The 25,614-nt window shown below is 37.1% G+C and carries 24 protein-coding genes; 9 read left to right on the top strand and 15 right to left on the bottom strand.

Annotated features, from left to right (window positions below):
* Nucleotides 1–212: 212 nt before the first annotated feature.
* A complete protein-coding gene (locus tag E5Y90_RS15600; protein ID WP_163146407.1) occupies nt 213–410 on the bottom strand; it encodes a hypothetical protein in 198 nt (65 codons plus the stop codon).
* Nucleotides 411–487: 77 nt separating this feature from the next.
* Here E5Y90_RS15600 and E5Y90_RS15595 point away from each other — a divergent pair, with 77 nt between their 5' ends.
* Nucleotides 488–1,165, top strand: coding sequence for a glutathione binding-like protein (locus tag E5Y90_RS15595; RefSeq protein ID WP_163146406.1), 678 nt, complete (start codon nt 488–490; stop codon nt 1,163–1,165).
* A gap of 89 nt (nt 1,166–1,254) precedes the next feature.
* Here E5Y90_RS15595 and E5Y90_RS17540 read toward each other — a convergent pair whose 3' ends face one another.
* Both E5Y90_RS17540 and E5Y90_RS17535 read right to left on the bottom strand, forming a co-directional pair.
* Entirely contained in the window at nt 1,255–1,407 is a 153-nt protein-coding gene (locus tag E5Y90_RS17540) for a toxin-antitoxin system HicB family antitoxin (RefSeq protein WP_228722423.1), read from the bottom strand.
* Nucleotides 1,367–1,579, bottom strand: coding sequence for an antitoxin HicB (locus E5Y90_RS17535; RefSeq protein ID WP_257234941.1), 213 nt, complete (start codon nt 1,577–1,579; stop codon nt 1,367–1,369). Before E5Y90_RS17535 ends, E5Y90_RS17540 begins: the two co-directional genes overlap by 41 nt.
* Nucleotides 1,580–1,702: 123 nt before the next feature.
* Between E5Y90_RS17535 and E5Y90_RS15585 the strand changes: the two genes are divergently transcribed.
* Complete coding sequence (locus E5Y90_RS15585) at nt 1,703–2,194, top strand: hypothetical protein (RefSeq protein WP_163146405.1); 492 nt, start codon at nt 1,703–1,705, stop codon at nt 2,192–2,194.
* 58 nt (nt 2,195–2,252) lie between these two features.
* On the opposite strand, the gene E5Y90_RS15580 is transcribed toward E5Y90_RS15585, so the two are convergent.
* Genes E5Y90_RS15580 through E5Y90_RS15565 form a run of 4 tightly spaced genes read right to left on the bottom strand, consistent with a single transcriptional unit; the run spans nt 2,253 to nt 8,759 of the window.
* Nucleotides 2,253–3,116, bottom strand: coding sequence for a DUF7281 domain-containing protein (locus E5Y90_RS15580; protein WP_163146404.1), 864 nt, complete (start codon nt 3,114–3,116; stop codon nt 2,253–2,255).
* 12 nt (nt 3,117–3,128) lie between these two features.
* Nucleotides 3,129–4,379 carry a hypothetical protein gene (locus E5Y90_RS15575; RefSeq protein ID WP_163146403.1) on the bottom strand — a complete coding sequence of 417 codons (1,251 nt, stop codon included), beginning with the start codon at nt 4,377–4,379 and terminating at the stop codon, nt 3,129–3,131.
* Nucleotides 4,376–5,029: a hypothetical protein gene (locus E5Y90_RS15570; RefSeq protein WP_163146402.1), complete on the bottom strand. Its 654-nt coding sequence runs from the start codon at nt 5,027–5,029 to the stop codon at nt 4,376–4,378. Before E5Y90_RS15570 ends, E5Y90_RS15575 begins: the two co-directional genes overlap by 4 nt.
* Before the next feature lie 10 nt (nt 5,030–5,039).
* Nucleotides 5,040–8,759, bottom strand: a complete 3,720-nt coding sequence (locus tag E5Y90_RS15565) for an ATP-binding protein (protein WP_163146401.1) — start codon at nt 8,757–8,759, stop codon at nt 5,040–5,042.
* Between the two features lie 263 nt (nt 8,760–9,022).
* Here E5Y90_RS15565 and E5Y90_RS15560 point away from each other — a divergent pair, with 263 nt between their 5' ends.
* The 4 genes from E5Y90_RS15560 to E5Y90_RS15545 all read left to right on the top strand — a co-directional run bounded on the left by E5Y90_RS15560 (nt 9,023) and on the right by E5Y90_RS15545 (nt 12,199).
* On the top strand, nt 9,023–9,787 hold the full coding sequence (locus tag E5Y90_RS15560; RefSeq protein ID WP_163146400.1) for a TraX family protein: 765 nt from the start codon (nt 9,023–9,025) through the stop codon (nt 9,785–9,787).
* Nucleotides 9,788–10,307: 520 nt separating this feature from the next.
* Nucleotides 10,308–11,102 carry a hypothetical protein gene (locus E5Y90_RS15555; RefSeq protein ID WP_163146399.1) on the top strand — a complete coding sequence of 265 codons (795 nt, stop codon included), beginning with the start codon at nt 10,308–10,310 and terminating at the stop codon, nt 11,100–11,102.
* Between the two features lie 72 nt (nt 11,103–11,174).
* Nucleotides 11,175–12,035 (top strand): hypothetical protein, encoded by an 861-nt coding sequence (locus E5Y90_RS15550; RefSeq protein WP_163146398.1) that lies wholly within the window; start codon nt 11,175–11,177, stop codon nt 12,033–12,035.
* 17 nt (nt 12,036–12,052) lie between these two features.
* A complete protein-coding gene (locus tag E5Y90_RS15545; RefSeq protein ID WP_163146397.1) occupies nt 12,053–12,199 on the top strand; it encodes a hypothetical protein in 147 nt (48 codons plus the stop codon).
* Between the two features lie 4,489 nt (nt 12,200–16,688).
* On the opposite strand, the gene E5Y90_RS15540 is transcribed toward E5Y90_RS15545, so the two are convergent.
* The 7 genes from E5Y90_RS15540 to E5Y90_RS15510 all read right to left on the bottom strand — a co-directional run bounded on the left by E5Y90_RS15540 (nt 16,689) and on the right by E5Y90_RS15510 (nt 23,171).
* A complete protein-coding gene (locus E5Y90_RS15540) occupies nt 16,689–17,429 on the bottom strand; it encodes a hypothetical protein (RefSeq protein WP_163146396.1) in 741 nt (246 codons plus the stop codon).
* Nucleotides 17,426–18,652, bottom strand: coding sequence for a toxic anion resistance protein (locus E5Y90_RS15535; protein ID WP_163146395.1), 1,227 nt, complete (start codon nt 18,650–18,652; stop codon nt 17,426–17,428). The genes E5Y90_RS15540 and E5Y90_RS15535 overlap by 4 nt, the downstream gene beginning before the upstream one ends.
* A gap of 33 nt (nt 18,653–18,685) precedes the next feature.
* Nucleotides 18,686–19,498: a hypothetical protein gene (locus E5Y90_RS15530; RefSeq protein ID WP_163146394.1), complete on the bottom strand. Its 813-nt coding sequence runs from the start codon at nt 19,496–19,498 to the stop codon at nt 18,686–18,688.
* Between the two features lie 33 nt (nt 19,499–19,531).
* Nucleotides 19,532–20,413: a hypothetical protein gene (locus tag E5Y90_RS15525; RefSeq protein WP_174660639.1), complete on the bottom strand. Its 882-nt coding sequence runs from the start codon at nt 20,411–20,413 to the stop codon at nt 19,532–19,534.
* Between the two features lie 23 nt (nt 20,414–20,436).
* A complete protein-coding gene (locus E5Y90_RS15520; RefSeq protein WP_163146392.1) occupies nt 20,437–20,811 on the bottom strand; it encodes a hypothetical protein in 375 nt (124 codons plus the stop codon).
* Nucleotides 20,812–21,107: 296 nt separating this feature from the next.
* The gene (locus tag E5Y90_RS15515; RefSeq protein ID WP_163146391.1) at nt 21,108–22,538 is read right to left on the bottom strand and encodes a hypothetical protein; all 1,431 of its coding nucleotides are present in this window, start codon (nt 22,536–22,538) and stop codon (nt 21,108–21,110) included.
* A 39-nt stretch (nt 22,539–22,577) separates the two neighbouring features.
* Nucleotides 22,578–23,171: a hypothetical protein gene (locus E5Y90_RS15510; protein ID WP_163146390.1), complete on the bottom strand. Its 594-nt coding sequence runs from the start codon at nt 23,169–23,171 to the stop codon at nt 22,578–22,580.
* A 127-nt stretch (nt 23,172–23,298) separates the two neighbouring features.
* Here E5Y90_RS15510 and E5Y90_RS15505 point away from each other — a divergent pair, with 127 nt between their 5' ends.
* Both E5Y90_RS15505 and E5Y90_RS15500 read left to right on the top strand, forming a co-directional pair.
* Nucleotides 23,299–23,973 carry a hypothetical protein gene (locus E5Y90_RS15505; protein ID WP_163146389.1) on the top strand — a complete coding sequence of 225 codons (675 nt, stop codon included), beginning with the start codon at nt 23,299–23,301 and terminating at the stop codon, nt 23,971–23,973.
* Between the two features lie 18 nt (nt 23,974–23,991).
* Nucleotides 23,992–24,129, top strand: a complete 138-nt coding sequence (locus E5Y90_RS15500; protein WP_163146388.1) for a hypothetical protein — start codon at nt 23,992–23,994, stop codon at nt 24,127–24,129.
* A gap of 74 nt (nt 24,130–24,203) precedes the next feature.
* Here E5Y90_RS15500 and E5Y90_RS15495 read toward each other — a convergent pair whose 3' ends face one another.
* Entirely contained in the window at nt 24,204–25,106 is a 903-nt protein-coding gene (locus E5Y90_RS15495; protein ID WP_163146387.1) for a hypothetical protein, read from the bottom strand.
* Between the two features lie 123 nt (nt 25,107–25,229).
* Here E5Y90_RS15495 and E5Y90_RS15490 point away from each other — a divergent pair, with 123 nt between their 5' ends.
* A complete protein-coding gene (locus tag E5Y90_RS15490) occupies nt 25,230–25,613 on the top strand; it encodes a hypothetical protein (protein WP_163146386.1) in 384 nt (127 codons plus the stop codon).
* The last annotated feature ends 1 nt before the right edge of the window (nt 25,614 follow it).

Raw genomic sequence — 25,614 nt, 5'->3', positions numbered from 1 at the left:
TCCTCATTTGATGTACATATGAAATTTGGGCACAAATCCAAAATACCATGCAATTTTTTGGGATTGAGCATGTATTTGGCAGTTTGAAAACTTTCAAGATCCTTGCCGAAGGATACCGCAATCGAGAGGATACCGCAATCGAGGCAAAAGACTAGGATTAAGATTCAATTTAATTGCGGGAATCTATAATTTGGAACTGAGTAAAAAATGATTTATGAAAGAGGTCTATTAAGTGTTCCTTCACGACTCTCAATTAAATTCCTATTTGAACTTAATTGAGTTTTTAAAATAAATTGAGGGGAAAGCTCTTTTATCAAAACATCATCTTTAGATGGGTTATCATTAGAGCAACCAGATAAGGGTATAATACTCATAACAACAACAATCATCTTAAAAAGTTTATTTTTCATAGGATTTTCTTACCGAATAACTCTAGTAATTAGAAAATATTGATAAAATATAATTAAATTTTAAAGTTGAATCCTAGATGAAAATAACTTTGTACCATCTAAAAAATTCAAGATCACAACGTATTTTATGGCTTCTGGAAGAGCTTGGTTATGATTACCAAGTTATTGATAGTGCTAATACAGGCACATACGATTTACCCAATCATGTTCTACCCTTAAAGTTCCCAACTGTTCACATAATAGATGAAGATAGTAGTATATATCTAACTGAAAGTAGTGCGATCTGTGAGTTTTTATCTAATAAATTGCAATCCCTTATTCCTGTATCGGCTACAGAGATAGACTTGGCTAATTACTTCTTCTGGAAAAATTACGCGGATGCAAGCTTGATGCAGAGCCTTGTCTTAAAACAAGTATTTAAACAAATTGTAGTGAATACCCCTCTGCCCTTTAAACCTGTTCCCTGGCTATTCAAATATTCATTTAATAAGATGTATCTTAATAAAACTATTACACAGCAGCTTAAACGTGTAGATGAACACTTAAAGACTAATACATGGATGTGTGCTGACCAATTTACTATTGCTGATATTTTGATGTGGTTCCCACTAGAAGCTTGTATGGTGACTATGGACTCATCTGACTATCCTCATATAGCTTTCTACTTGGCCCAATTTAGAGGTAATCACAACTTTAATAAAGCACTTGAAAGTGGGAACTGGTCTAGTCAAAAGTTTCGAGATTACTGGACCTAAAACGCTGATATATTCGATTTAGGCATAAAAAACCTGTCTGTGAATGGCTTTATTTATTTTCATTCCAAGTAAACCATCAAGATATAAAATTACATAGCCAATTTTGCTGACACCAAACGACTCATACTCACACCACGCTCCGCAGCTTCAAGTGCTAGTTTTTGATGAACCTTTGATGGAACACGAACAGCAAACTGTCCACTATACTTTTTTTGCTGAAAGCGGTATAGGTAATTTTTCATTATTGCTGATCATATCAGCTACAACCTCACCAACAAGATCAACAATCCCTGAGAATGCTTTAGATTGCTCTGCATCAAGCCAAGACAGTGACGGAAATTCGGCACATAGACCGACATACTCATTATCTTCTGCTGACCATGTAACACGATAAGTATATTTTTTGCTATCCATTTGACACCTCACAATGTTTTAAGTTTATCAAGTGCAGCTAATACCCGCTTAACCTGATAAGGTTTAGCATTAATGACATTAAATTTCTAAACTTTAACAATATTGTTGTAAACAAGGTGAACGATGAAAATAAATACCCATCAACTTTTAGCAATAGCATTGCTGGCAGGAGGTGTCTTAGCATTTCAACCTGTATTACATAAGTCAACCGTTCCAAATGTTGAATTATTACTCGCTTGTGGTGCTGCCACTTTAACTTTCTGCATTTTATTTTTCCCATTGATTGTGAAATTTAGTTTTTTTAGAAAGTTAGATTGGACTTCTGCGTGGTCGGATCGTCAACGTATTGCTATTCATAAAAATAATTTCAAAGATTTTAATTTGAATAGTGAGGGCTACATACATAGGTTAAAGCCTTATGCTGTTAGAATTATTCTACTTGTGGTCACAGTATATTTATTTGAAAGTATATTTTTCTCTGAATCAACAACTGAGCTTAATATTAAGGCGTATTTGCACATCTCTATACTATGCCTAGCTTTTTATCTAACTGGTGTTCTAGCTGCAATTTGCCTAAATATGTTTTTAGCTTTGCCAAAATTAAAACGAAATTAAGTTAGTTTACAACTGTGAAAACCGCATACATAGATATGCGGTTTTTTTATGGTTCCAGTTAAGTAATGGCTATCAATTTCCCTAACCGATTCACGTTCTCTTGCATCACGGCAAGCTGATTCTGGTAAACATGCCTATAAATTTCTTTTAAAGTTGAAGGTAAATCGTCATCTAAATCTAAGTCCTGGCTTTTTTGCACCTGGTAGAAAAATACAGAATCTCTATTGTCGATGTGATTTCTTGTCAGCATGGACCAACATTCAGGCACTAAAACTGAAAGGCTCCGCAGTTTATAAAACCCCGCAGCAATATTTAACCCTATCGGGTCTAAATCGCCGTAGTAAGCCACTTCCGCATCCTCTGGCAGAACAGCAAGCAGATTCATTACATGCCTGTTATTATTCCCATGCCCTCGATACAAGAATAGGCTGTCGAGCCATTGCACCGGCAGTTGCTCTATCCAGTCATGTAATCTGGTGAGCATAGTTCCATTTTCCAGAATGACCAATTTTTTGATCTTGGATGCCTGAATTTCAGCATGGTTTACAGTGGCAACAAAACCCCTGTAACCAATAAAAGCATCGTTTTGTTTTAAGGGTAAATAGGCTTTCACAGAAGAAAAAACAAGCTGATCTGCAAATACCCCGACCTCACTTGCCTTTTCATTTTTTACTAAATCCGCCGTATCTAGTCTGTCTTTATCCAGGCTGTAGCGTACTTCCGGCTCCACTTTTACAAACTTTTTATAAATGGTCTTGATGAAATCCAGTTCATCATTGGTAAACAGAATTTCATTCCCATTGATAATTCCTAACTGGTGTTCCTTATGCAGTTTTCCCCAGGTTTTATTCAATGGGTTCAAGTTTCTTTTGAGCTGTAAAGTGGTTTGAATCACTTTGAGTTCACGGTTGTTCAAATCCATATACCACCCCTATCAAGCGACCATTTCAGGGCTTTGGATGCGTGAAATAATTACGTCCGTGACCTGGCTATTCCCTGTGAATATTGGGTCCTGTTCCTCGGCAAACTCGATGTGCAATTTCTTTTTAAATTGATTGCGATAATAGTTTGTGACACTCACCAACCAATAGTCAATATCGCAACCAGGGTCAAGCACCGTATAGGTCTGAACTGCACTGAGTTGAGGGTGTTTGGATTCATTTCGCATTAAAGCATCAAAGAAATTATCCAAAGCAATTTCTAACTTGGTAGGCTCTGCCATTACCACTTCTACACCTTCGGTTACTTCTGGCAGATCAACAGCATCCTTTTTCTCTACAGGCTTATCAGCTTTACTTGCAATCTTATTGCTTAACTCACTGAGCACCACCTCTTCTTTCATATCTAAAAGGTTGGCTCTGGCAACAAGTTCAGTTTTCTCGACACGGTAGAACACACCAGGAGCAGTAGAATGGTCAATCACCACATTCAGCTCTTGTTTGCTCTGGAACATGCGATATAGTGCATCAACGATATTGCTGCGCTTTTGCATGAGCTTGTCTTGTCTACACTCATTGAGTTTGGTATGAAGCTTGAGCGCACTGTTTTTCAAGTCATAGTTACAGACTTTGACCACCGGTATCAGTTTTTGGCTAACAATTTTTTCAAGTTCAATATCTGATGCGCCAAGCTCATTCAGCGAATTGAAATCCAGAATCTTTAAGGTTTGGGTCAAAGCGTTCAAGATAACTACACTCTTTTCAAGCCTACTGATTAGCATGTCCTTATTATGGAACATGCTGACGTATTCTAGGGCTATAGAAGAGAAATTAAAGCAGCTCGCAAAGATTTCATTTGCCAGATTCACAATCCGATCTGCGATTTCTTCTTTTAGGAGAATAGCATCGTCAGAATTTTTAATTTTGGCAGATTCAAAATCAGCAATGGTATCTCTGATTGTCGCAACCAAACTCAAAATTTGTTTTGAGTTGTCCGTGATACGCCGATTCTTCTTCTCATAAAAAGAGACGAAATCAATAACGTGCTTGGAGATATTAAAACCACGTTCTTCCTGATCATAATTACCTAATTCATCCTTGTATAAGGACGCAATAACTTTGTCATTCTTCTCTGTTACCTGAATGAGCGCATTGTTGTAGACAATCGCATTACCAATCAGGGCGACATGATTATTTAGTGTCCGGCATGCTCGCGCCGCCGGATGTTCTACTTCAAATTCGCTCATAGGAAAGATACCTGTTCTGGTTCAGGATTTTCTTCATAATTGATGTTGTTATGTTCCAACATATATTCGGCTTCTTCATAGAAAACTGACCATTTTCCTGTAGCCAAATAGTTCAAACCTGTGTTGCCAGTCGGCATCAGATATTCTTGGGCGACCAGATATTTAAGAACGTCATTAAGCATGTCTTTTAGGTCGGTACTGCTCTTCCCGATTTTAAACATGAGGTCTTTTAACTGCTTCTGAATTAATGTGGAGTTTTCCGTTTCATAAAGCAGCTTAGAGAAAGAAATCTCGTCACCACACACCATTACGCGATTACCAGAATGCGTGTTTCTGATCAGACGCAGCCATTCAACGATTGGCATTACCCGATTATAGTTTTCAGCAAACTGTTTTTCGACTTGGGCTTTACGGTCTTTGTGAGTACGCGCATCCAAATGAACAGCATAAAAACAATAGCCATCCGAAGTCCTGACACACTTTTTCCCCATAAAAGCTAGATACTGGTTAAGTTCTTCCAGGGCTAGAGGGTTGTTCAAGGCTTCTGCCATTGCTTTGTTTGTAAAGCTGTCAATCGTATTGCCAGTAATTAAGTGGTTTACGATTCCGTTAAATAAGCCCAGTTCAGTTTGATCAATGCTAATAGTCATAATTCAATCCTTAATCTAATAATGGGTTCGGCTTATGGTTTTGCGTTACCTGGAACTTACGGATACCAAAATTACGATCTATGTCATGCTTATGCTTGAAGCGTTTGCTGAGTTCGATTGATAAATTCGGCTGTGCGCACAATAAATTAATGTTGAAGAACTCCATTAACTCGAATAATCGGGTCGTGTTCTGGGAATCGAATTGGCTGATTTCATCCAATGGAATATGAATGACCACATTCTGATTTTGGCAAAGCTGCCGGGTTAATGCTGTAAAGATAATAATGACAATTAAGCGTGACAAACCGGTACTGCTACCAGAAGCTAGGTCGGAATCATTTTTAACGTCCACGCTACGATCATTTTCTCTATATTGAATATTGAGCTTCACTAACGAGTAAAGTTCATCGGTTTTGATGTTGAGATTCTTGATTGCATTCAATGTAGCTTCAAAAGAACTTACAATCTTTTCTGTTGGTAGTTTAGACGTACCCAAGTCAGAAAACTGTGTTTCTTCCAAATCTTTAAGGTACTGTGCAATCTGGTCATAAACCGATTTCTTACCTTGATTGGTTTCACTATCCATTACAGATAACAGGTTAATTTTAATGTCCTTCAATGCCGGAAATGGATTGTTCTTATTGGTCTGCTCCGTCAACCTCTTAGACATTGAATTGAGTTTGCGTTTAAAACTGTTCAGGGCTTGTGCGTAGTTTCTCAAACCAATTAATGCTAAATCAAAGTCATTAACAATCAGTTCAGATTGAATCTGTAGTTCTTGGAAAACCAATTTTTCAATTTCCTGCATACTATACAGAGAACGTGCAGCATCACTGATTGCCCCTAATCTGTCCATGCGCTCTTGCCATCTTCTATACAGCTCGAAACCAGTATTTTTTTGCAAGATAAAGATGATTTTATTGAGTGCCTGACGAAGCTCTTTTTCCAGACGATCTTGTTTATTCAGGTTATCTTCAATGTCTCGAACTAAAACATCAAATGTAATTCTTACCTGGGTCTGAGCCGGTTCAACGTCAGGAATGCCGTCAAGCGCGTTATCTATTCGCTTACACAAGTTATTTAAAGCGTCAATCTGTCGTTTAAAATCCTTCTCTGCTGCATCAAACTTTTCGATCTCTGAATAGTAATATTTCTTGCAAACCTCCAATTCATGTTTAAGTTTTTGTTTGCTCTGGTTCAACTTAAATATTTCTTCCTGAGCGAGAGAAATCACTTTAACCAAACTATCTTTACGTCGCAGATCGTACTTACACCAATGGTCGTATTCAGCAACCGCCTTAGCATAACCTTCAACAACACGGAACCGAATTTCAGCCTGTTTTGCTCGATTTTCTGCTGCCTTAATAACCGAAACATCAACGCCACGCTGCTGTAACTCGCTATCACGCATAGAAATCAGCATATTTACCTTTTCTTGAAACCGCGTATCTATAGCTTGCTTCTGTTGAAGGTAGGAAGTTTTTTCTTGGTTCAGAATATTAAACTGATGTTTGTACTGCGCGTAAGTATTCTGGCGATCTGCGTCAAAACGCTGACGAATTAATTGACGTTCAGGATTGATGTTATTTTTAAAGACCTGACGTTGTTGAATAAGCGATAACTCTTGTGCTTTATGCTCCTGAATACGTGTTTCAATGTCATCATCGACCTGTTTCACATATTTTTTAAACATGCTTTCAATAGAAAGTAGCTGCTCTTTAAGCTGACGCAGATCAGTTCGCAATTGCATCGTTTTACGCTCATTACTCTGAATTGCATCGTCTACGTTTTTATACTGCTTATTTAAAGCTGATTGTTGTGCCTTGATCTCGGATACTTTCGCTTCACAAGATTTAAGACGTACACTTAACTCGTCGGAACTCTCAGCTTCCATTGGTATATCCAACTTAGATAAATCCAATTCCAATCCATAGAAAGTAGCTGTACTTGGCTCATGTTCAGACGACCAACTTGGGTTTAAACCTTTTTTTAATAGAAGTTGAGGATTAATTACTTTGGCAATGTTATTTTTCCAGGCTATATCTGGGTAATCATTAAAAAACCGCAATAAGGTATTTGTTTCAAACAAAATTTTACGCAGCTCAATTTCTTCTTGTTCAGCACTAGCAAGTTTGCGGGTAACAGAATTTATTTCAGAACCCAAATCATTTTTATCTTTATGCAACTTGCGAGTTTCTTTATCAGATGCAGTAATTTCATCTTCCTTCGCCGTAATCTTCTGCTTCTGGGTGCTGATATCTAACTCAAATTCATTGATCTGTTCTTGTTCCTGGGCTGTGCGTTTGCGAGCTTCCTCAATTTTTGTACGATTACGATCAATCTGAGCGTCCAACCGATTTCCTTCAAGCTCTTTGGCGTGTTCAAATTGATCAAGATGCTCTTTTTCAGCGTAAGTAATGTTTTGAAGTTGATGGTCTTTCTGGTCACGCAAATTATCAATTTTGGTTGTTATACCTTCAATTTGAGCATCAATTTGTTTTAATCGGTGATCTTTCTTTTCATTTTCCTCGTTCTTTAATCGCTCAAAGCGGGAACTGATCTCGCTATTATTTTTATTGAGTTCTTCCAGATCATTTTTAGAATCAATAGAAAGCTGCCTGTAATGTGCCAAGTTCTTATAATCAGTACGTTTCTCTTGGATATTCGCTTTGTTATATCCAATTTCCTGTTCTTCAATCGTTGATAATTCATTCTGGGAAATATTAAGACGATTATTGGCATCGAATAAATCAGACTTCACTAATGAAAGGTTTGTATCAATTTCATTACGCTTCACATTTGCTTTTGCATCAAAACTTTTTCGGTCGTAAGAAATCTGGTCGATGTTTCTTTGAATGTCAGAAATCTGTTGCTGAGAAAACTGCTTATTGCCTAATAGCTTTGAGTACACCATCAGTAATTGACTACGGAGATTACTGCCTTCAAGAATACGTGGATTCTCCCTCTCTAATTGGCGTAATGTCGTGATATTAGAAATCAAGGTTTGTATTTCTAATGAATTAAGACGGTTTCCCAGAATATCTTCCTGATCTAAAAACGCATCTACCAACATTGTTTTAAAGTTGTCGAGTAGATTGTGTTTACTCATGGTGATCTGAGTTAAGGCATGAATGTGTTTCATTTCATACCCTTTTCCACATAGGGAGAACGTAATCGCCAGATCGCGTAACGTGTGAGATTTATTTAAGCGCGATTTTTCATTGGTCAGAACCCCAACATAATCTAGGCTATTGTCAATCTGACGACTGGTATAGATACCGCTTTTTTGCAATTCCTCAAATAAAGCCTTGCAGCTTTTATGCTCCTTATGGAACGCAATCATTTCTTCGGAAAAGATTGTCTGTTTCGCAGTTCCCTGAATAAAGCGATAACAATGCGTGTCTTGGTTAGGCATTCGATAAAGTACGACACAACACGGACCGACTGGTGAACGATACTCATATACGATCATGCTGCGGTGATGTGGTAAATAATAATTAACGAAGCTCTTTTTATTCGCTGATCGGTCAATCAAACGTACTGGTGGTGCGCCGTAGAAAATAGGAATGAGATTTAGGGTAGAGGTTTTACCGGCTCCATTCTCGCCAGTGAGATTTGTATTACCGTCCTCTAATTCAATTTCAGTAAACGCATTTGGTAAATATGAATCAAATAAATAAATTCTTATTAACCCTAAGTTTTGTATAGCAGTAGTCACAGCAGTATTCATATAAGCAAAGTCCTATGTTTATTCTGAGCACTCCTTCGTTTAACTAATCGAAATATTGTGCGCTCTAAAACATACATTTTAGATTTTTATAAGGTTAATTGCAGTATGGTAAGACACAAAATGTCGTATATTTTCTTGTAATAAAACCTAATAAAGATACACCCTTAATCCAAGATTAAGAAATAGGTAATTCCATTCTTATACTGTTATAATTCAAAAATGGCATCTGTCAGAGCCAATTAGAAAGCAATAAGGTACTTAATGTGCGCGTTAAAGAGTTAGATTTTATTAAGTGGTTGGCAATCTCCTTTATGGTGGTTGATCACCTTCGATTCCTAGATTTAATCACTAGCGTTAAATTTACTCTCTACAGCTTAGGACGCTTTGCCTTTCCTATGTTTTGCTTTGTCTTGGCGTATAATTTCTTTCGTACAGACGGACAATACAACACCCAAAAGAGTGATTTTCGCTATATCAGCAGTCTACTAATATTCTTTCTAGTTTCAGAGCTGCCATATCGTTTCTATGGCGAAATGCAATACAGTAGTATGAATATTATGCTGACCCTAGCTTTTTCCTTTGTCCTACTCTATGCCTTTGTACGCAATACTCGCAATCTATTATTGGAACCAAGTTTTGTGTGCCTAATGGTGGTATTGGTTACGGTCGGAATGGAATTTACAGATTATTTTAAAATCCAATACGGCATAGGTGGGGTGTTTTTACCACTGGCAATGTACTTCGCGCTAAAAGAACAGAAATTACGTCACTATATTGCTGTCGTGATCTGTGCGGGAATAATGAATCTGGACCTACAAGAAGGAGCTTTTTTAAATAGCCTGACTTCTCTGTTAATTACCCTGGTTCCAGTAATTACAGGCATTATTGGTGCACTCCTGCCTTTCGCCATCATCAACGCCAAAATTAAAATGAATGTTCCACCAATTACAAAATGGGGTTATTACTTTTACTCTGTTCACTTTATTGTTTTGGGTGCAGCTCGCACGATCTATCGAATGCTGTTCTAATATAGGTTATTTCAATGAAAAAAATACACTCAAAATAGAGTATATTTTTTTTATAAAACATCACACAAAAATGGCATAGGTCAATTAAAATCATTATGTTTAAGATGCGACATGCGTTGTCGCACTAATGAAGGTTAAATAATAAATTTTCATTAAAAAATATTAATAAATGCGACAAAATGTGTCGTTAAATTTCAAGCTGTATACCTAGATAGACTATTGATAAAAAATATAAAATTATAAAAAATCAAACTCAAGATACTTTATAAGTTATTGTATTATATGGAAGTATCAAAGATATAAACTCTATAATAACTTGCTTTTTTGCTTGTATATACAGACAGCCTAAAAACCGCATTTGGCTATATTTTCCCGGTAAAACTCATATTAAAAGAAATTAAAATATGTATTAATTTTTCGCCCTGAAAATTGGTTTGAATAGCTTGAAATTAGATTAAAAAATATATATCGTTTATACATCGGCTCTGTTAGACCGATTTACCTAAAAAGGATAAACAAAATGTTCAATTTCGATGCTCAAAAAAACACGTATTCACTAGATGCAACGACACCGTTTTTTGAATATAAAGTAGAAGCGTTAAAAGCTATTCAATTCGGTCTATCTGCATGCCACCTGTACGTTTTAAAGTGCAATTTAAACGAAAAATCTTCTGACTTAACTGTAATGTTCGACAAGCTAAAGCAGCTTTCCAAATTGACAGCAGAATTACCAAAAGTCATTGCTACAGAATCTCACGCTCACTTCGTTAAAAAGCCATCTATTGCGATTCTGAGCCACTTTGAACAGTTGGATGATATCCAGGAGCAGTTTAAAGCTGAAAGCGAAAAACGAGCTGTACGTTCTTCTGTAGAGCGTGTTCTTGAACTGCACAACAACGCAATCCAAGATTTTAAAATCCCTGCGCATACTACACTGAACACTTCTAAATTTGCTCCTGTAGCTATGCAAAACCTGTCTACTATTCTTGACTGCCTGTATATGTATGCAATGGCTGTACAAGATAAAGTGACCCCTCTCGTTGGTCGTGGTTTGATTGCTTACACTCAGCTTGATTTTGAGATTTCAGAAGAAGAGTTAATGCTTGATATCTACCGCCAAAAGTTTGATTTTATTGCTCGCAATCTGAATCAAGTTGTATCAACGATTGAAGCTGTTATCCGTTTAACCAATTATGTGAATCAAGAAAATATTACTGAGCAAGATACAAGCAAAATGCTTGCTGACGTAAGCTACTGCTTTGTTCAGGCAGAAATGAGTGATTCAGCTAATTTTGCATCACTGCTGATGATCTAAAGCAAATAAAAAGATGGGTAGCTTTGGCTACCCTTAGTCGTTTCTGAATAATAGATAAAGGCAGTACCCAATTTGGCTTTCGATGATACAGCACAACAATCCTTTGTGAAATTTGTTGATAAATTCACTCACAAATTTACTGTGATCTGGAAGGTAGCAAAAATTATAAATATCATGCTGCTGATCGGCACGGTTGTAGCGTACCTATTTCTTCAATATGCGGGTGAGGTCTACCATACCTTAGATATGGTGATCTGGGGCCTATTGCTTGCAAGTCTGCTGTTTTACACGCTCTGCTACCACCTATATAAAAAGCATACCAAACAGCTTACTCAACGCCTGTTTGAAGAGCAGATCGACATTAAGAATTACAACCTCAAGTTCCTGGAACAGCAGCACCAATTAACGATTGTGAATACATTGGAATTTAACCTGTACTTGGCTAAATTTTTATTTATTACATTCATTCTGTCTGGTATTCAATTTACACTTGCTGTCTTTGCAATCGCTGAATGGTCGTCTACAACAAACTATGTAATTGCATTTATTTCAGGTGCGTTGACATTTATAGCAATGGGATTTCCATTCGCTTATAACATCATCACGAAACTGTCACATATCTATTTAATTAGGTCAAATAATACCGACCTTAAACTAATTGGTAAGCCGATTGCATTTACCTGTATTGGTGAGTTTAATCCCAAAGTTATTGCCCCTCGTTATTATCAGGTTATTCAAGAAACAATTAGTACAAGCAGACACGCAAATTATGTGATACAGTTAATTAAAGTTATTGATTACTCTGCGAGTAAATATGAGTATTCAGTAATTAAAATTGATTATCTTTCAGAGATCAAAAACCACATTCATTCTGAAACCGATTACCAATGTGTAGTATCAGCTTTAAGAAAAAATGGGTTTGCAATTCAATAAGAAATTAGGATATTAAAATGGCTCGATATGACGAAAATGAAAACCGTGCAGCTCGAAATGCAAAAAAGTTTGCCGGTGATACTATAAAAGAATTTAAAGCAAAACCAATTCTAATCATTGTGTGCGCAGTTTTTCTTTTATTTGTGCTTAAAGCATTATTCTAATTAAATTGTCAAGGTCTTGGTTCGTTTGTTGGCAGCCCGGCAGAGTTCTGGCATGTATTTGGTCGTTCTCAATCGACTGATCTACTGGTGTCATACCGTACCTTCTTTACAAAGAAACTGCTAAAAAGCTAGTCAATCTAGTGATCTGGAATGAATAAAGGCTATCTGTTTAGATAGCCTTTTTTATTGATGCTTACTCAAAGTCCTTGAATCAACTGGATTAGAGAAGATTCGGTGATCTAGGGCAGCATCAAACCCAAGCACCATGTATGTAACAGAGATTAAGGTAAAAATTGAAATTATAAAATAGCAATTTAACTCTTTTTTTTAATGAATACACCATACCTAAAGGCTTGAGTTTTTGGGTGTGAAGCTAGGGAAGCAAGAACTTTTCTGATACCAGAAAAAAATAAAAGCCAGTCGATTTAGGGTCAGACTAGCTTTTGAAACCAACTGATAATTCTCAAATGAACAAAGTTTGGTGTATGTCATGTAGTTGGTTATCACCTCTTCCGAAATCATAGAACGTAAAGAGATTGTCACATGCCATCTTAATTCATCGGAATCACACTAACACGGAGCTTACTTTAATGAAAGGAAAATACGTTACCAAATTACCCTTATCTGATCTGGCAAGCTGCACCTGGTAATAAAAATTAGAATGGGCTATGCCAAGTATAGAAACGACAATAGCCCGATTGTTACGGTATTTACGTGCATTGATATTAAGCGTTAATAGTCAATTTAATGGCTACCGTAACAAATACGCCATTCGTTTAGAATGCTTCCATCATCCCAAAGAAATAGCGATTTTCATTAAACCTGCTGTGCGATCTAACTAACCGGTATTATATAGAATAAATTCCATGATTTAAACTCAAACCATAGACTTTGATAAAAACGAAAAATATCAGTTTTTAACAATGATTAGATAATCATGTTGAAATAAATACTAGCACGAATTTCGAACAGAATTATGTTGCAAATAGTGACAATACAGAACAAAGATTAAAGGCTAAGTTTAATAACTTAGCCTTTGATAAAAAATATGAGAAATTTTTTAATGCGCTGATAACCCATTTAGGTTATTTGATTTCAATTAAATTAACGGTGTTTATTCAATAGTGTCATTAAAGACACCACAAACTATTGTTAATAGAATAAGACTACAAAAACCCTTTTCGCATTCTTTGAATAAACGCATTGTTTTTATAAGTCCTAGATTGTTCTTATACAAACAAATTGTCCGATATACACAGCTCTCATACTATGTGTATGGAATTTAAAATAGCAAATATAGGCATTGAACACAATTAAAAATTACTTATTTTTAATATAAAAATTAAGAATATATAAAATAATCTGGCAGAAAGAATAAAGGTCAGCATAGGAAGCTGACCTTTGATTGTTTCTGATTTGTATTAAATAAAAACCTAGCAGAATGCTAATAGTTTATATTTGTCTATGACTGGTACTCAATATATAAAATTAATATCCAATATACAACCGTTTAAACTAATTTTTTTATAAATTTAAAATAAAAAAAGACCGCAACATGCGATCTTTGATACATAGCTTCAACATATACAAAACAGGAGTATATGTACCTACAAATACCTTAAAAAAAGCCATGTAACCGCGAACCCTCGCGGAACTCATTAATCAAAGTAGCTTGATACTATTGATATTAAGTTGCGGGTAAAATAAACCATTTCCAGTATCAAAGCAATACCCTACCTAGAAAGAATAAAGGCCAGCTAATTCCGATCTTTTGATTTGCGTCTACTCACGCAAAAAATAGTTAGTAAGTTGAAATACAATAACAACTTATACCAAAAAGAAATATATTCATTTTCATATTCTTTGCCCTGGTGTCTGGAATGGCAAGATGTATTAAAAAAATGAAAAGAAAAAGGGTCAACCGAAGCTGACCCTTGAGCAATCAAACTATTCAATGAACCTTAAATAAACTGAAAGTTAAATTACAGCCAAATCCGTTTAAAGGCTTTGGATATTTGAATTATAACTGATCTGGAAGAATTTTGAATATAAAAAATAAAGGTCGCATAGCGACCTTTGAACGTAATTTAGAATCTGTTAAAACTAAAAGACGTTTAGCGAAATAACCAGATTCAATCTCTACATCAAGCGACTGATTATAGAGGTCTATTCTGGTTGATAAATCAGGCATGAAACCAATTTAAGATACAAAGTATATAGAAAAAATAAAAGCCGGTATACATGGTATATCGACTTTTTGAAGTTTGTACTATATATGGAGTTAAGTCGCTAGAATTTAAGTACAAGCTAAATTTGGAAACTTTTAAGAAGAATAAAGGTCAGCTATAGCCGACCTTAAAGCATCACTCACCAATTAAACAGGTAATGTCCAATCTCTCAATTGTGACGCTGTGTGTAAATAATTTGAGCAATGAATTTACCACACTATTAAATAGAGTAAAAGTCAGACAAGCTGACTTTTGATATAAATTTTAATCTAACTCTAACTTTTTTACTCACAGTTAGAGGAAGTAAAATGAGTTGTTATTAAATTACGCTTATTACAGCAAAAGCACAAGCATTTACTCCTGATTTCTGCTTCGCATTTAATATGGTAAACCGTAAGTTTTGGGTCCTGAACTGAGATCAGATTAGTCCGGCTCCCTAGTGTGCAGAAATCTATTTCTTTTAAGTGAAAATGAGAGTATTAAAAACCGATTTGGTTGATTGATTCGCCCAAATACCAGGCATTAAAAAAGGAAGCGGAAGCTTCCTGAATTGAAGTCTGTACTTAAACAGATTTGTATTTCATACGGAGGAAAGACAAATCTGTTCCTTCAATTTTTAGCAAAACGCTTTACCATGATTAATACAGATTAAACGCGCAAGACGTTCAATCTGGGTTGAAGGATAGCAGCTTAAATCGCCTAGCAACATCGTAAAATATTTCAGTTTTTGCCTATTTTTTTAAGCACTTTTAGCGGAATATTTATCGCATCTTGTATCTAAACTCTCAAAAAATCTGTAGCAACTGTCTGACAACTTTTAGGGCAAAAGTTTGAACACCTCCCCCCTGCAACGCTTGATTCACAAGCCTTGCAGCGATTCATACCTATAAAATAAATATTTTTCTATTTTTATAGTTTTTAATGCCAGGGTGTATTTATATACACCCTTAATACAAATAAATGGGTTAATACCAATTCAATTAATCAACTTAAAAAAGCTGTTTAATATGAGCTAAAAGCAACAAATCAAAAAATACTATATAAAAACCCATTCATGGCATAGGTCAACCTAGAGGGTTTTAATGCTATTTCTGGTGTGTGAACACGTATGCAAAACTCAAAAAATAAAAGCTAAGTATTTGTTATATAAAGAAAGATATGGAATTAGCCCCTAGCTCTGGCATGTTCGGGCATGTTTTAAAGATCACGAAAAACCATTTATTTTTTATACTTAAAAACAATTAAAGATATAATAGTCTTTTTATGATTATTAAAATAAATTAAAATTATTTAATAATAAAAATATTTTAAATAACTTCATTGAAATAAAATAAATACTCTATGTCATTATAATATTTGCAAAAGGTCTTAAACTAAAAAAACAAGGTATAATTACAAAAACTATCAAAATTTATGTGAAAAAAATGTATGTACTTCACTTGTCATTACACCGCCTTGAACCCTCTATTAAACATAGGCTTGCAACACATTTTTTCAACAAACATCTCCTTTCCCCCTTAATTTTGAGTAGTTTTTATACACTAAAAACTCTTAAAATAACCTTACCTACAATAATATCCGCAGAGCTATATGATTTATTTAATAGAGAATGAATTTCCGTTAAATCGGTAACAAATAGTTAATAATTGAGAAATCAAAAAAAATACGAGAAAAATAAAAATAATTTAAAAAAAGTATAGATTCCTGAGAAAAAATGCTTATAATGACTGTACACACTGTAAGCACATGAGAACGTCCATTCTCGCTTACCGATATTTTACAACCTATGAAGAATAGGTACTGCGTCAGTATTAGAAGTGCTTACGCAGTTTTTTTTTGCCTAAAGAAAAGTAGACTGAAAACAGACCTTAGAACAGACGGCTCTAGGGAATACTTATGATCGCAACCGACAATAACAACACTTCAATTCTTTTCCATTGGCATCGACAATTACTTGAAGATTCAATGAACAATACGTGAGATTAAACACTTTGATGAACTTGAAGCCCTGGTCCATGAAGAATATGAATCTACAGGCTTAGTAGAAGTGAAATGGTATGCAGACGATCACTGCATCAAATGGAATACTTATCCGGCCACTTTGGATGGTAACGTAGTCGGATATGCCAACCATGCGTTAGAAAACCACCCTCTTGCTTCCTAATTTACGCTGACAGCTCTTTTTTAGTATCGGACGTGCATTTTACCGGAGACGTAAAAAAAGCCCCATCCGGGCTTTTTCGTATCTTTGGTACTGCATCCTAATGATAGGCTTCGTACCTGGCAGCCAAGTTGTTGCATACGCCATAGAACACTGCAAAACAAAAGCCAAACATAATGAGGTAAATCACCCCAAACGGTAGAAACCGGTGAACTGGCCTATTGTACTGATCTAGCAGAACCGATGTGTTGTATAAAAACAGATTTACATAGTTCTCACGCACAATCTTAGTTGCCATTTTGTCGAAAAGCTCCGCTTGAAGTTTCACGAACATTTTTTTATCTGTGCCGTTATATGGTGAGTAGTGAAAAACAAAACGGTTCAAGACGTTATGATCTACGTTTACATAGTCCAGATCATCCGTTTTAACTTCATACTCAAAATAAGATGACAGCTTGTTCAGCTCTTCGTTTTCTGGCAAATCCAAGAGCAAGGCTTTTTGAGCAAGAATGTAGTTCTGGTCAGTTATTGGTAAAGCACTGGTGCGAACTATTTTCTTATATTGCTCCCATTTCGATAGAGCAGCTTCCCCTTTTACAGATTCGTATTCACCGGTAACAGATTCATCCACCATATTTTCATAACGTGCCAAGTCATACTTGGCATAGTTGAGATAGATGCTGTAATGGTTTTGAACTACAATAAATAAGGCGATAAACCCAATGAATAACGCCAATATGAAGATATTGATAAAGTATTTACGGCTCTTTTCGTAATGCTCATTCAAATCTTCATTGCGGTACTGCTCTAATACTCTTTGGGTCAGCCGGTCGCGTCTCATTTTTCTTTGCTTCCACCTACTTCCAGGGCCAGAATACCTTTTGGAAGTTTGCTTTCCTGGTTCAGCATAATCGCATCAGTAAAACCTTTATTCTTATTCAGACGCAAAATTGCTTTACGGTTTTCGATAATGCCTTGCTGTTGAATTTTGATAACTTCCTCAACTGTTTCAACCAATTTTTGCTGTACATGCTCAATAGTCTCTACATCAATGGCATTGCGGTTATTGGCTTTGGCTGTAGCGATAGAGTTTTGCTGCAACTGATCTGCCAGGTTTTTCAGCAATTGGTTGGTATGGTCGTCCACCTGATTGATCAGCTCGATATTATTTTGCTGATCTTGCAGCGAGATCGCCATAGCGTAGCTGTTCTTCCAGGTAGGAATCGTAATCGACTTCACCACATTGAACTTATCAGTAAGATCGCGGTTGTTCTGCTGAATCACGCGAATCTGTGGCAGGGTCAAGAATTGAGCTTGCTGCAACAGGTACATATCATCAATGCGTTTTTCCAGTGAGTTTACGGCTGCATTTTTGTCGAAAATTTCCTGAACCAGAAACTTGTCTGAGTTGTCCAAATTACGATTACTGAGTACCACCAGTTCAGCTTTCAGCTCGGCTAAACGAAGCTGTGCGGAAATGATGTATAGACCAATCTCCTGAGCTGTCTCAAGAACGCCGTTGTACATATTTTCTAGCTCGTCATTGCGCTTAATAATCGCATTCTGACGTACATTCAGATTATCAACCATTTCATCAATGTTCTGCTTAACCGTAGCAAACATGATCTTGTTTTCTTCCTTCTTCTCACGGTATCGGTCAATCAGCTTACCGATCAACGGAATACTGCTTTTCTGGTTGCGCTCACGGAACATTAAAGCATTCTGGCTATGCTTCTGGGTAGAAAGCACGAGATTTGTCAGACCAGTACCCAAAGTTTCCAGGTCATTGCTTTGGACTTCGGATAACATATCTTTGGTATAGGTATTGGTCTTTTCACCAATCTCCAAGCCAAACAGACTAACTTCATTGGATGATAGATTGCCGTCCAGTTTTGATTTAATTGCATGGATACGTGCAATCGTTTCCGGGGTCGATAAAGTGTCTACTGTTGGACCCAAAATTTGATTTCGGGTAATACCTTTTGATTCTTCGATTGCCTTTAAAGCTGAATCAATATCTTTGTTGTCGATTTCAGTAGCTACTACTTGATTAGTATGGTTCATTTCTAATTTATTTCCCGAATTAATTTTATTGGATTAGCACACAGCATGGGCTTGGGCTGTTACCAGGTACTTCTCGTGTGCTTGCATGATCTCTAAAGCAATCTTCTGGTTATCGTTAATTGCTCTGAACCATGCCACCACTTCCACAATGCGTTTATGAGCCGGATTAATCAGCGTTAAAACACGATCTGCGGTAGCAACCACAAAATTCAGGTAATTCAAATCTTCGACATGCTCAAGTTTATTTGGCTCAAGCAATATAATCTGGTTGAGCGCGGTTTGATGGTAAAGCTGACATACAGATTGAATAACAGACAGCTTTATACCGGCATCATTTAAAATCTGGGCGCGTTCCTTGATTCCGGTATAGCGGAGCTTGATCTGGTCGTGAATCCGTTTTACTCGAATGAAGTTACGCAGCAATACTTCATGTTCATCAGCCAGAAGAACCTTACTTTCTTCCAGAAAATCGACACTGGCAGACAGTATTTCTTCGATAGACTTTTTATAAAAAATATTCAGATTGAAATTGGCTTGCAGCTTTAACAGGTTATACAGCTTATCGTTATAACCATTGATTAGATTGGTCAGCTCGTGAGCCTTCACTTGGCGAATGGTCGCTGTATATTCTTGAACAGATTTCGGGTAGCTGTCGATCATCAGCGCAAGTTTCTCATGCGCCGTAGCCATTACTGCTTTATCCGAACCAAATAAGTCACAAGCCAGTGCAATCGCACGTTCAATATTTGCAGTGGATTGTATAGGAAGCCCCAATAAATCTTGATTTCCAATACGTTGTAAAGATGCAAGAAGCATCTGTGTGTTATCTAGGTTTACTAACTGCATGGGTGAAATACTCCATGTAAATTTACTTAAATTTTACAAGCTTTTTAGGCTTTCAATCACTCTTTCATGCAATACCGCTATTTCTTCCAAATTAGCTTTATCGACATGGTGTTCAGAATTTTGATTGTGATACACAGTTTGCCAAATCGGAATCAATAAAGTGCTAACTTCGGTGGCGCGATCTAATGTAGCTTGGGCTACATCAATATATTGCTCAATTTGTTTAGCATTCATCATTGCCATTGACTGAAATGCGACTGCATTTTGCAACTGGCGATTAAAACGATCTACATGACGTTCATAAACCGGCTCCGGGTTCTCTTGTTGCTTTTGAACGAAGGTAAAACCCTGGTCAATTAATTGCTTTAAGAATGGTAACGCCGTAGACAACTCTTTCTCAATTGAACGTAAAGCGGTTAATGCTTCAAGTAGCTGCTTCGCATTACGCTCCATCAAGACTTTGTGGCAACGAATATCTTTTACGCCCTGTAAGTAATCTGATTCAGCTTGCGTGTGATTGCACAACAGTTTATCCCACCACGAGAACTTACGGCTCAATTTTTTCGGGTCGGAAAGCTCCATCCCTGCAAAAATCGCTTTGATGTCTTCATTGATAGAACGTACTAATGGCTGATAAGTACACGCACGATGATAAGGATGCAATTCACCCTGAAAGTAATACTGCACACCTTTAGACTGATCATACGAAGTAAAACCAGTGAGCGTATTGATCGCATCAAACAGTTCACTGCCGTATCCCTTATCAACGCTGACAGTATCCGCAAGGAACTCTTCAACGCTATATAAGTGCGTATCATGTGAACCAGGAGCTATTCTTTCCATCACACCACCACTACCCAGAATCTTACATGCTTTAAAACCACCCGCGTATATGCGAGTAGAATGTGAGGACAAGGCAATTGTTCCCACTAAGCCATCTATTCGTCACGCTTTTTCACAATCCGCCTTTTATTACCATGTTCCAACTGAACTGCAACCTGGTACAGCAAAAAACTCAGAAACAGGCTTTTCTTGCGCGAAGTATTTGCTGCAAACGCATCAACACGCTTGTTTACATCCTCACGCAAACGGAAACGACAAATATTCTGCTTGGATTCTTTAGAGATTAATTCACTAAATTGGTCCACGCTTACTGTCCATTTACCTTCACCTTTTCGCAATAGATCATCAAACTGATGACTGATAAACCGGCTCAACTGCTTATGGGTCGCTTCACAATGTTTTTGAATCTTGTCAAAGCTAGAATCGACCTGAAAAGCTTGAACTGTTTTTGTCACTTTAGAGGGAGGCATAAAGTGTCCTTCAATTTGTTTTTTTTGCTAAGTTCTGAATATAGCACAGTATAATTTTTAAGTGTTAAAAACCGTGTAAAGAACAAAGTGACTTTACCCATGTTTTAAAATAAAAAATACATAAAATACATATATTTATATTGTTAAAAAAAAACATACAAATTGACTTATGCCATATTTCAATTAGAGCAATCAACCTAAAGTTTAGGTGGTATACAGCATACTTTAATTCCAAATAATTTACAAAGAAAAGGGCTTCCGTAGAAGCCCCATAAATACACTTTAACCTAATAAAATTAGTTACCGGTAATGGTCAAACCTTTACTTGGGTCTTTTAAGTCTGCCAGTAATTCAGGTGGAATATCCTTAAACTCTGGACCAAACATTTTTTCTATTTCCCTCACTCGGCGGTCATATAGAGCCTGTCGAGATTCAGCCATTTCTTTCGTTGCACCATCAGTCAAGGTGTTATTGCTTAACTGCAATCCCTGGAAAGAAGATTTCATGGCATGAACAGTGTGATCGTGCGCCGTCTTGTTCATATACGCTAAATCGCCAACACCTTTTTTATAGTTAATGTCGGTTTTGTTAGGTAATGTCCAAGCCATCGGATAATACTTGCCATCTTTTTTCAGAATCGGTGAAGCATTTGGTAATTCAGTTTGATCGAATTTGTGGCGCGGAACGTACAACGTCATATTCCCTGAATTTGTCTCAATCATACTCACCACTTTTGGGTCCACACCTGACACCTTCGCAACCTGGGTGACATATTCATCCATGTTGAAGTTTTCGATTGCAGTGTACTCATTCAGGTCTTGCATCATTACTTCTTTGTAGACTTCGATATTCTTTGGAATATAGATATACGAGCCTTTTGGATAGCGGTCATTGCGATTAAACTTCTGTAGCAGCTTAATATTACTAGCAATGTATTCGCCTGTAGTATTCGGTAAATACAGGTAGCTGCTGATCGTATAGGAGAACATGCCATAAGGTGAAATCACGGTTTGGGTCGTTGGAATGGTTGTAGTGATATATGAGATCGGCTTATCACTAATATCAATCTTCTGCCATTCATACTTGCGTTTACCCAAGTCTTTATCGCACTGGTCATTGATCAATGCAGTACCGGTATATAAACCCGCTTGTGAGATCAGGTAGCCAACTGGATAACCTACCCCCTTCACTGGCATGTGGCTATAGCTGTCATAGAAAAAACCATCAGTGGTAATGATGTGACGTTTAGAAGGAACACCCGCCATCATGTAGCGTTGGTTCATTACCTGACGATCAAAGGTATCAACATCAGCTTCAAAAATTACGTCATTTACAACATTGGTAACGCGAGAATAAGGAGCAAACGCTTTGAAGCCTTCAAACTCACTGGCTTCGGTCATAATCACAAATAGAGATTCATCAAAAATCCCTTTGCCTAACCCTTTTGATTTACCACCAAGACCGTTAATACATTCAGTATCAGCATCAAGACGACCAATATTGTTTTTAGGGATTGGGTAAATATCTGGGTTATAGCTGGTCACGCGCTTTTCGTATTCAGATACGAGCTGCTGCTCAGTCATTTCGGATTTTGATTTTTTGTTTTTGTCGCTGGTATTCGTAGAAAATGATGGGTTGTCCTTTTTACTTTCATGGATGCCAATGTATGCACCGGCTCCAACAATAATTACTCCGGCAGTAACACCGGCTATAACACTCTTTTTCATGTTTATCTCATAACCACTGACAGTAGGTTTTTTAAGTTCTTACAAAGCATTAATCGACAAGAAAAACTCGTCGTTTTCTTCTTGGCTTAACAAGTCCAAGCGTTCTGTATATACAGACATTGCCGAATCAAATTCAGGTGTGATTTTACAACGTACTGCTCGGTGTCCGATCATACCACTTGCATCAAGCTCTTTAATACACTCGCTTGCATCAATTCGTGGTTCGCCATTTTCATCAGCCGGTCCAGTATCCGCAAAATTGCAGTAAATCAGCTTCTCAAACTGCTCAATGAGCTGTTCACTCTGCTCGCCGTGGTACGGCACATAAATGACTTTGATCGGTAGTTTATTCGGAACAAAATAATCTTTAAGTGCGACCTCAATTTCTTCCAGAACATCATCTTCGCTAATCATAAAGATCAGTTCAGTTTTTACAGCATATTTAAGATTGTTGATCGTATTCCAAAAGCCAGTGAGAACACCCTTAAAATCTTCCACTAGGTAGGTCGTCATCAAAAGAGAATCCTGGTGACGCATACAGCAGTGAGAGATCAGATTGATCAAATTCTTACGTTGTAATTTATCACGATACGCATGACGCTTGAGGTAGCAAATCATCTGAATCGTTTTCATGGTTTCCAACTATAGATAAATTGTGAAGGATATTAACCTAAAAAAGACAAAATATCTATTTCAAAACATGGCATAAGTCAATATAATAAAAACTTATAAGAATGTGTGTACTAAAGAGAATTTCAAGATGCAAGCGATTAGAGCGATTATTGTTGCCTTTGTAGCCCTAGCAGCACCCGCGATCATTTGCGCAATACTTTGGGGTGTTATTATGGGTGGGGGTGCTGTTAAAGACTTCTACAATAATACTGTAGGTGGAATTATCAAAGAATATGGCTTATTCGGGTCTAGCCCAATCTATATTAAGGATGATGAACGCCGTGAGCGTATCATGGCTGAACAGCGTAAAGAGTATGAAGAAATACTGGCTCGTAGTGGTAAATCTCCTGCTACCGTTAAACCTGAGGAAGAAGCGGAAACGGTAAGCACTGAGGAACTGACAGGTGCGCCTGAGATTGCCAAAACAGTGAACGAGTGGTCTGTTCAGCAAGCGAAAAACCCGCCTATGTCTCCTATTGCACAAGCAACGGCTTTCTTGAGTTCTATGAAGAGCACTGTGAATGATGGTGTTAAGCATAATGAACTAACAGAACAAGACATTGCAGTGATTACTAAAGCCTTACTTAGCAGCGATATTGAGAAACTTGCAGAACTAGACAAAATCTATGGTCGTAAGAATCTGGTGATTGAAAATGCAGAAGGTGTAACTAAACGCCTGTATGAACGTCCTAATGGCAAACTTGCTGTCCTGACTTTAAGCAAGAAATTGTCCGAAGAACTGGAAGCTGAAAAGGCTAAATAAACCCTATCAGGAATGACTATGGCTATCCAATATACTTTTACTGCCGGGTTTAGCGATTCAAAGCTAAATGATCTAACATTACGCATCAAGGACAAAGATGGCAAAGGTACAACCTTACGATGTACTGGAACCAACTACTATGAAATTGGTTTTTAAATTTCTGAATAATATTTTACCCAATAAAAAACCCGCCATAATTGCGGGTTTTTTTTATTGCCTAAAAATTGGCATTAGGCTTTTTTCTTCTTACTTTGCATATCAAGGAGACGTAAGCTGTAAAACTTATGCAGACTTTTGATCTGGTCAATATGACGTTCCAAAATCTCTTCTTCAATATTGCGTACCAAGCTACTGTTTAACTCATTTTTATCAGCAAATCGGAAATACTCGTCACGCTGTTGTTGAGCATGTTCAGCATCGGTTTTGATTCGGTTGGTATAGAGCGCGTGGTGTGCACGAATAATCCCGGCAAGGTTCTGATAATCGAAATGCTCATTTTGCACTAAATATTTAACGTAGCTTTTGCTGATCGTAGGAAATTCAGTATCCAGAACATCACTGAGTTGCAGTACCAGATTAAGGTCTTTATCAAAACCTGGTGTGGTTCCATTATTTTTGTCCAGAAACATAGCCACGTTGTATTGCTTACAAGCACGGATTACATCAGCAGCTTTATCAAAAAGCTTCTTTCTTGAATCATTGATCAGCTTGATCTTTTTAAGGGTCTTGTGCGAAAACGTGATACCGGTAAGCAGTACCAGACTATACAAGAACATGAAGGTCCAAGTTTCTGCCAAACCACTTTTCCCGAATTGCGCCATCTCAAGAACAAGCAACCAGACTGGAATCGCAACTAAGCCACCCAGATAAAGCAATAGATAAAGAATCTGGTTGGTTCGCCAGGATTTAATATCTTGGTCAATTAACTTGGTGTAATGGGTAAACTGATATAGGTATGTATTTAGACGTTGGAAAAAACCCATATCTTTAGGGTCCATTTCCGGGTCCAGAAGTGAACGGATATTCGCTTCAAAAAATTCATCTGCATCAGGCTTCTTTGTCAATTTCTGCAATACAGCAGATAGACGACTAACGGATGGCTCCGCGTTGATTACAGCAGCATCGTTCTTCATTTCTTATTAATTTCCAAGTGTCGTACACGACTGACCCGCATCATATTATCAGTCTTTTTGCACTGTTAAAACTGCTTATAATTACTCTATAATGTCTGCAAATGACCTGTCAGGCATATATAGATGATTAAAATATTTACGATTTTGGCAACATGCGCCGTATTAGCCGGATGCAGTGTCGAAGTGATCTCGGATAAAGAAGCAATTGAAAGGCTGCATGCAGAAGAAGCAAAAGTGGTATTGGCTGATGCTGAGAAAATGGCAGAATTATTTTCTAATACACCGGTAAACCCTGCTAAAACAGAGGTTAAAGTACCGAATTACAATGAGCATCCGATTTTTGTATCACACGCAAAACGTCTGGTAGATCAAGGTTTGCCGTATGATTCATCCCTATTATTTACAACCCAAGCGTATGAAGAAGCTTTGGCTATCCAGGCATCGTACAAGAAACGTAATTCTGCTCCGCAATCGCATACTGATGAACACGACGATCATGGACATTAAC

The organism is Acinetobacter sp. 10FS3-1 (assembly GCF_013343215.1).
In the GTDB taxonomy this organism is placed as follows: domain Bacteria; phylum Pseudomonadota; class Gammaproteobacteria; order Pseudomonadales; family Moraxellaceae; genus Acinetobacter; species Acinetobacter lwoffii_C.
This window is presented reverse-complemented; position numbering and strand designations above follow the sequence as displayed.

Bases quoted from the DNA above. Each gene is read 5' to 3' on its own strand.
- E5Y90_RS15600 (WP_163146407.1), bottom strand. From the start codon at position 410: ATGAAAAATAAACTTTTTAAGATGATTGTTGTTGTTATGAGTATTATA.
- E5Y90_RS15595 (WP_163146406.1), top strand. From the start codon at position 488: ATGAAAATAACTTTGTACCATCTAAAAAATTCAAGATCACAACGTATT.
- E5Y90_RS17540 (WP_228722423.1), bottom strand. From the start codon at position 1,407: ATGAAAAATTACCTATACCGCTTTCAGCAAAAAAAGTATAGTGGACAG.
- E5Y90_RS17535 (WP_257234941.1), bottom strand. From the start codon at position 1,579: ATGGATAGCAAAAAATATACTTATCGTGTTACATGGTCAGCAGAAGAT.
- E5Y90_RS15585 (WP_163146405.1), top strand. From the start codon at position 1,703: ATGAAAATAAATACCCATCAACTTTTAGCAATAGCATTGCTGGCAGGA.
- E5Y90_RS15580 (WP_163146404.1), bottom strand. From the start codon at position 3,116: ATGGATTTGAACAACCGTGAACTCAAAGTGATTCAAACCACTTTACAG.
- E5Y90_RS15575 (WP_163146403.1), bottom strand. From the start codon at position 4,379: ATGAGCGAATTTGAAGTAGAACATCCGGCGGCGCGAGCATGCCGGACA.
- E5Y90_RS15570 (WP_163146402.1), bottom strand. From the start codon at position 5,029: ATGACTATTAGCATTGATCAAACTGAACTGGGCTTATTTAACGGAATC.
- E5Y90_RS15565 (WP_163146401.1), bottom strand. From the start codon at position 8,759: ATGAATACTGCTGTGACTACTGCTATACAAAACTTAGGGTTAATAAGA.
- E5Y90_RS15555 (WP_163146399.1), top strand. From the start codon at position 10,308: ATGTTCAATTTCGATGCTCAAAAAAACACGTATTCACTAGATGCAACG.
- E5Y90_RS15545 (WP_163146397.1), top strand. From the start codon at position 12,053: ATGGCTCGATATGACGAAAATGAAAACCGTGCAGCTCGAAATGCAAAA.
- E5Y90_RS15540 (WP_163146396.1), bottom strand. From the start codon at position 17,429: ATGAGACGCGACCGGCTGACCCAAAGAGTATTAGAGCAGTACCGCAAT.
- E5Y90_RS15535 (WP_163146395.1), bottom strand. From the start codon at position 18,652: ATGAACCATACTAATCAAGTAGTAGCTACTGAAATCGACAACAAAGAT.
- E5Y90_RS15530 (WP_163146394.1), bottom strand. From the start codon at position 19,498: ATGCAGTTAGTAAACCTAGATAACACACAGATGCTTCTTGCATCTTTA.
- E5Y90_RS15520 (WP_163146392.1), bottom strand. From the start codon at position 20,811: ATGCCTCCCTCTAAAGTGACAAAAACAGTTCAAGCTTTTCAGGTCGAT.
- E5Y90_RS15515 (WP_163146391.1), bottom strand. From the start codon at position 22,538: ATGAAAAAGAGTGTTATAGCCGGTGTTACTGCCGGAGTAATTATTGTT.
- E5Y90_RS15510 (WP_163146390.1), bottom strand. From the start codon at position 23,171: ATGAAAACGATTCAGATGATTTGCTACCTCAAGCGTCATGCGTATCGT.
- E5Y90_RS15505 (WP_163146389.1), top strand. From the start codon at position 23,299: ATGCAAGCGATTAGAGCGATTATTGTTGCCTTTGTAGCCCTAGCAGCA.
- E5Y90_RS15500 (WP_163146388.1), top strand. From the start codon at position 23,992: ATGGCTATCCAATATACTTTTACTGCCGGGTTTAGCGATTCAAAGCTA.
- E5Y90_RS15495 (WP_163146387.1), bottom strand. From the start codon at position 25,106: ATGAAGAACGATGCTGCTGTAATCAACGCGGAGCCATCCGTTAGTCGT.
- E5Y90_RS15490 (WP_163146386.1), top strand. From the start codon at position 25,230: ATGATTAAAATATTTACGATTTTGGCAACATGCGCCGTATTAGCCGGA.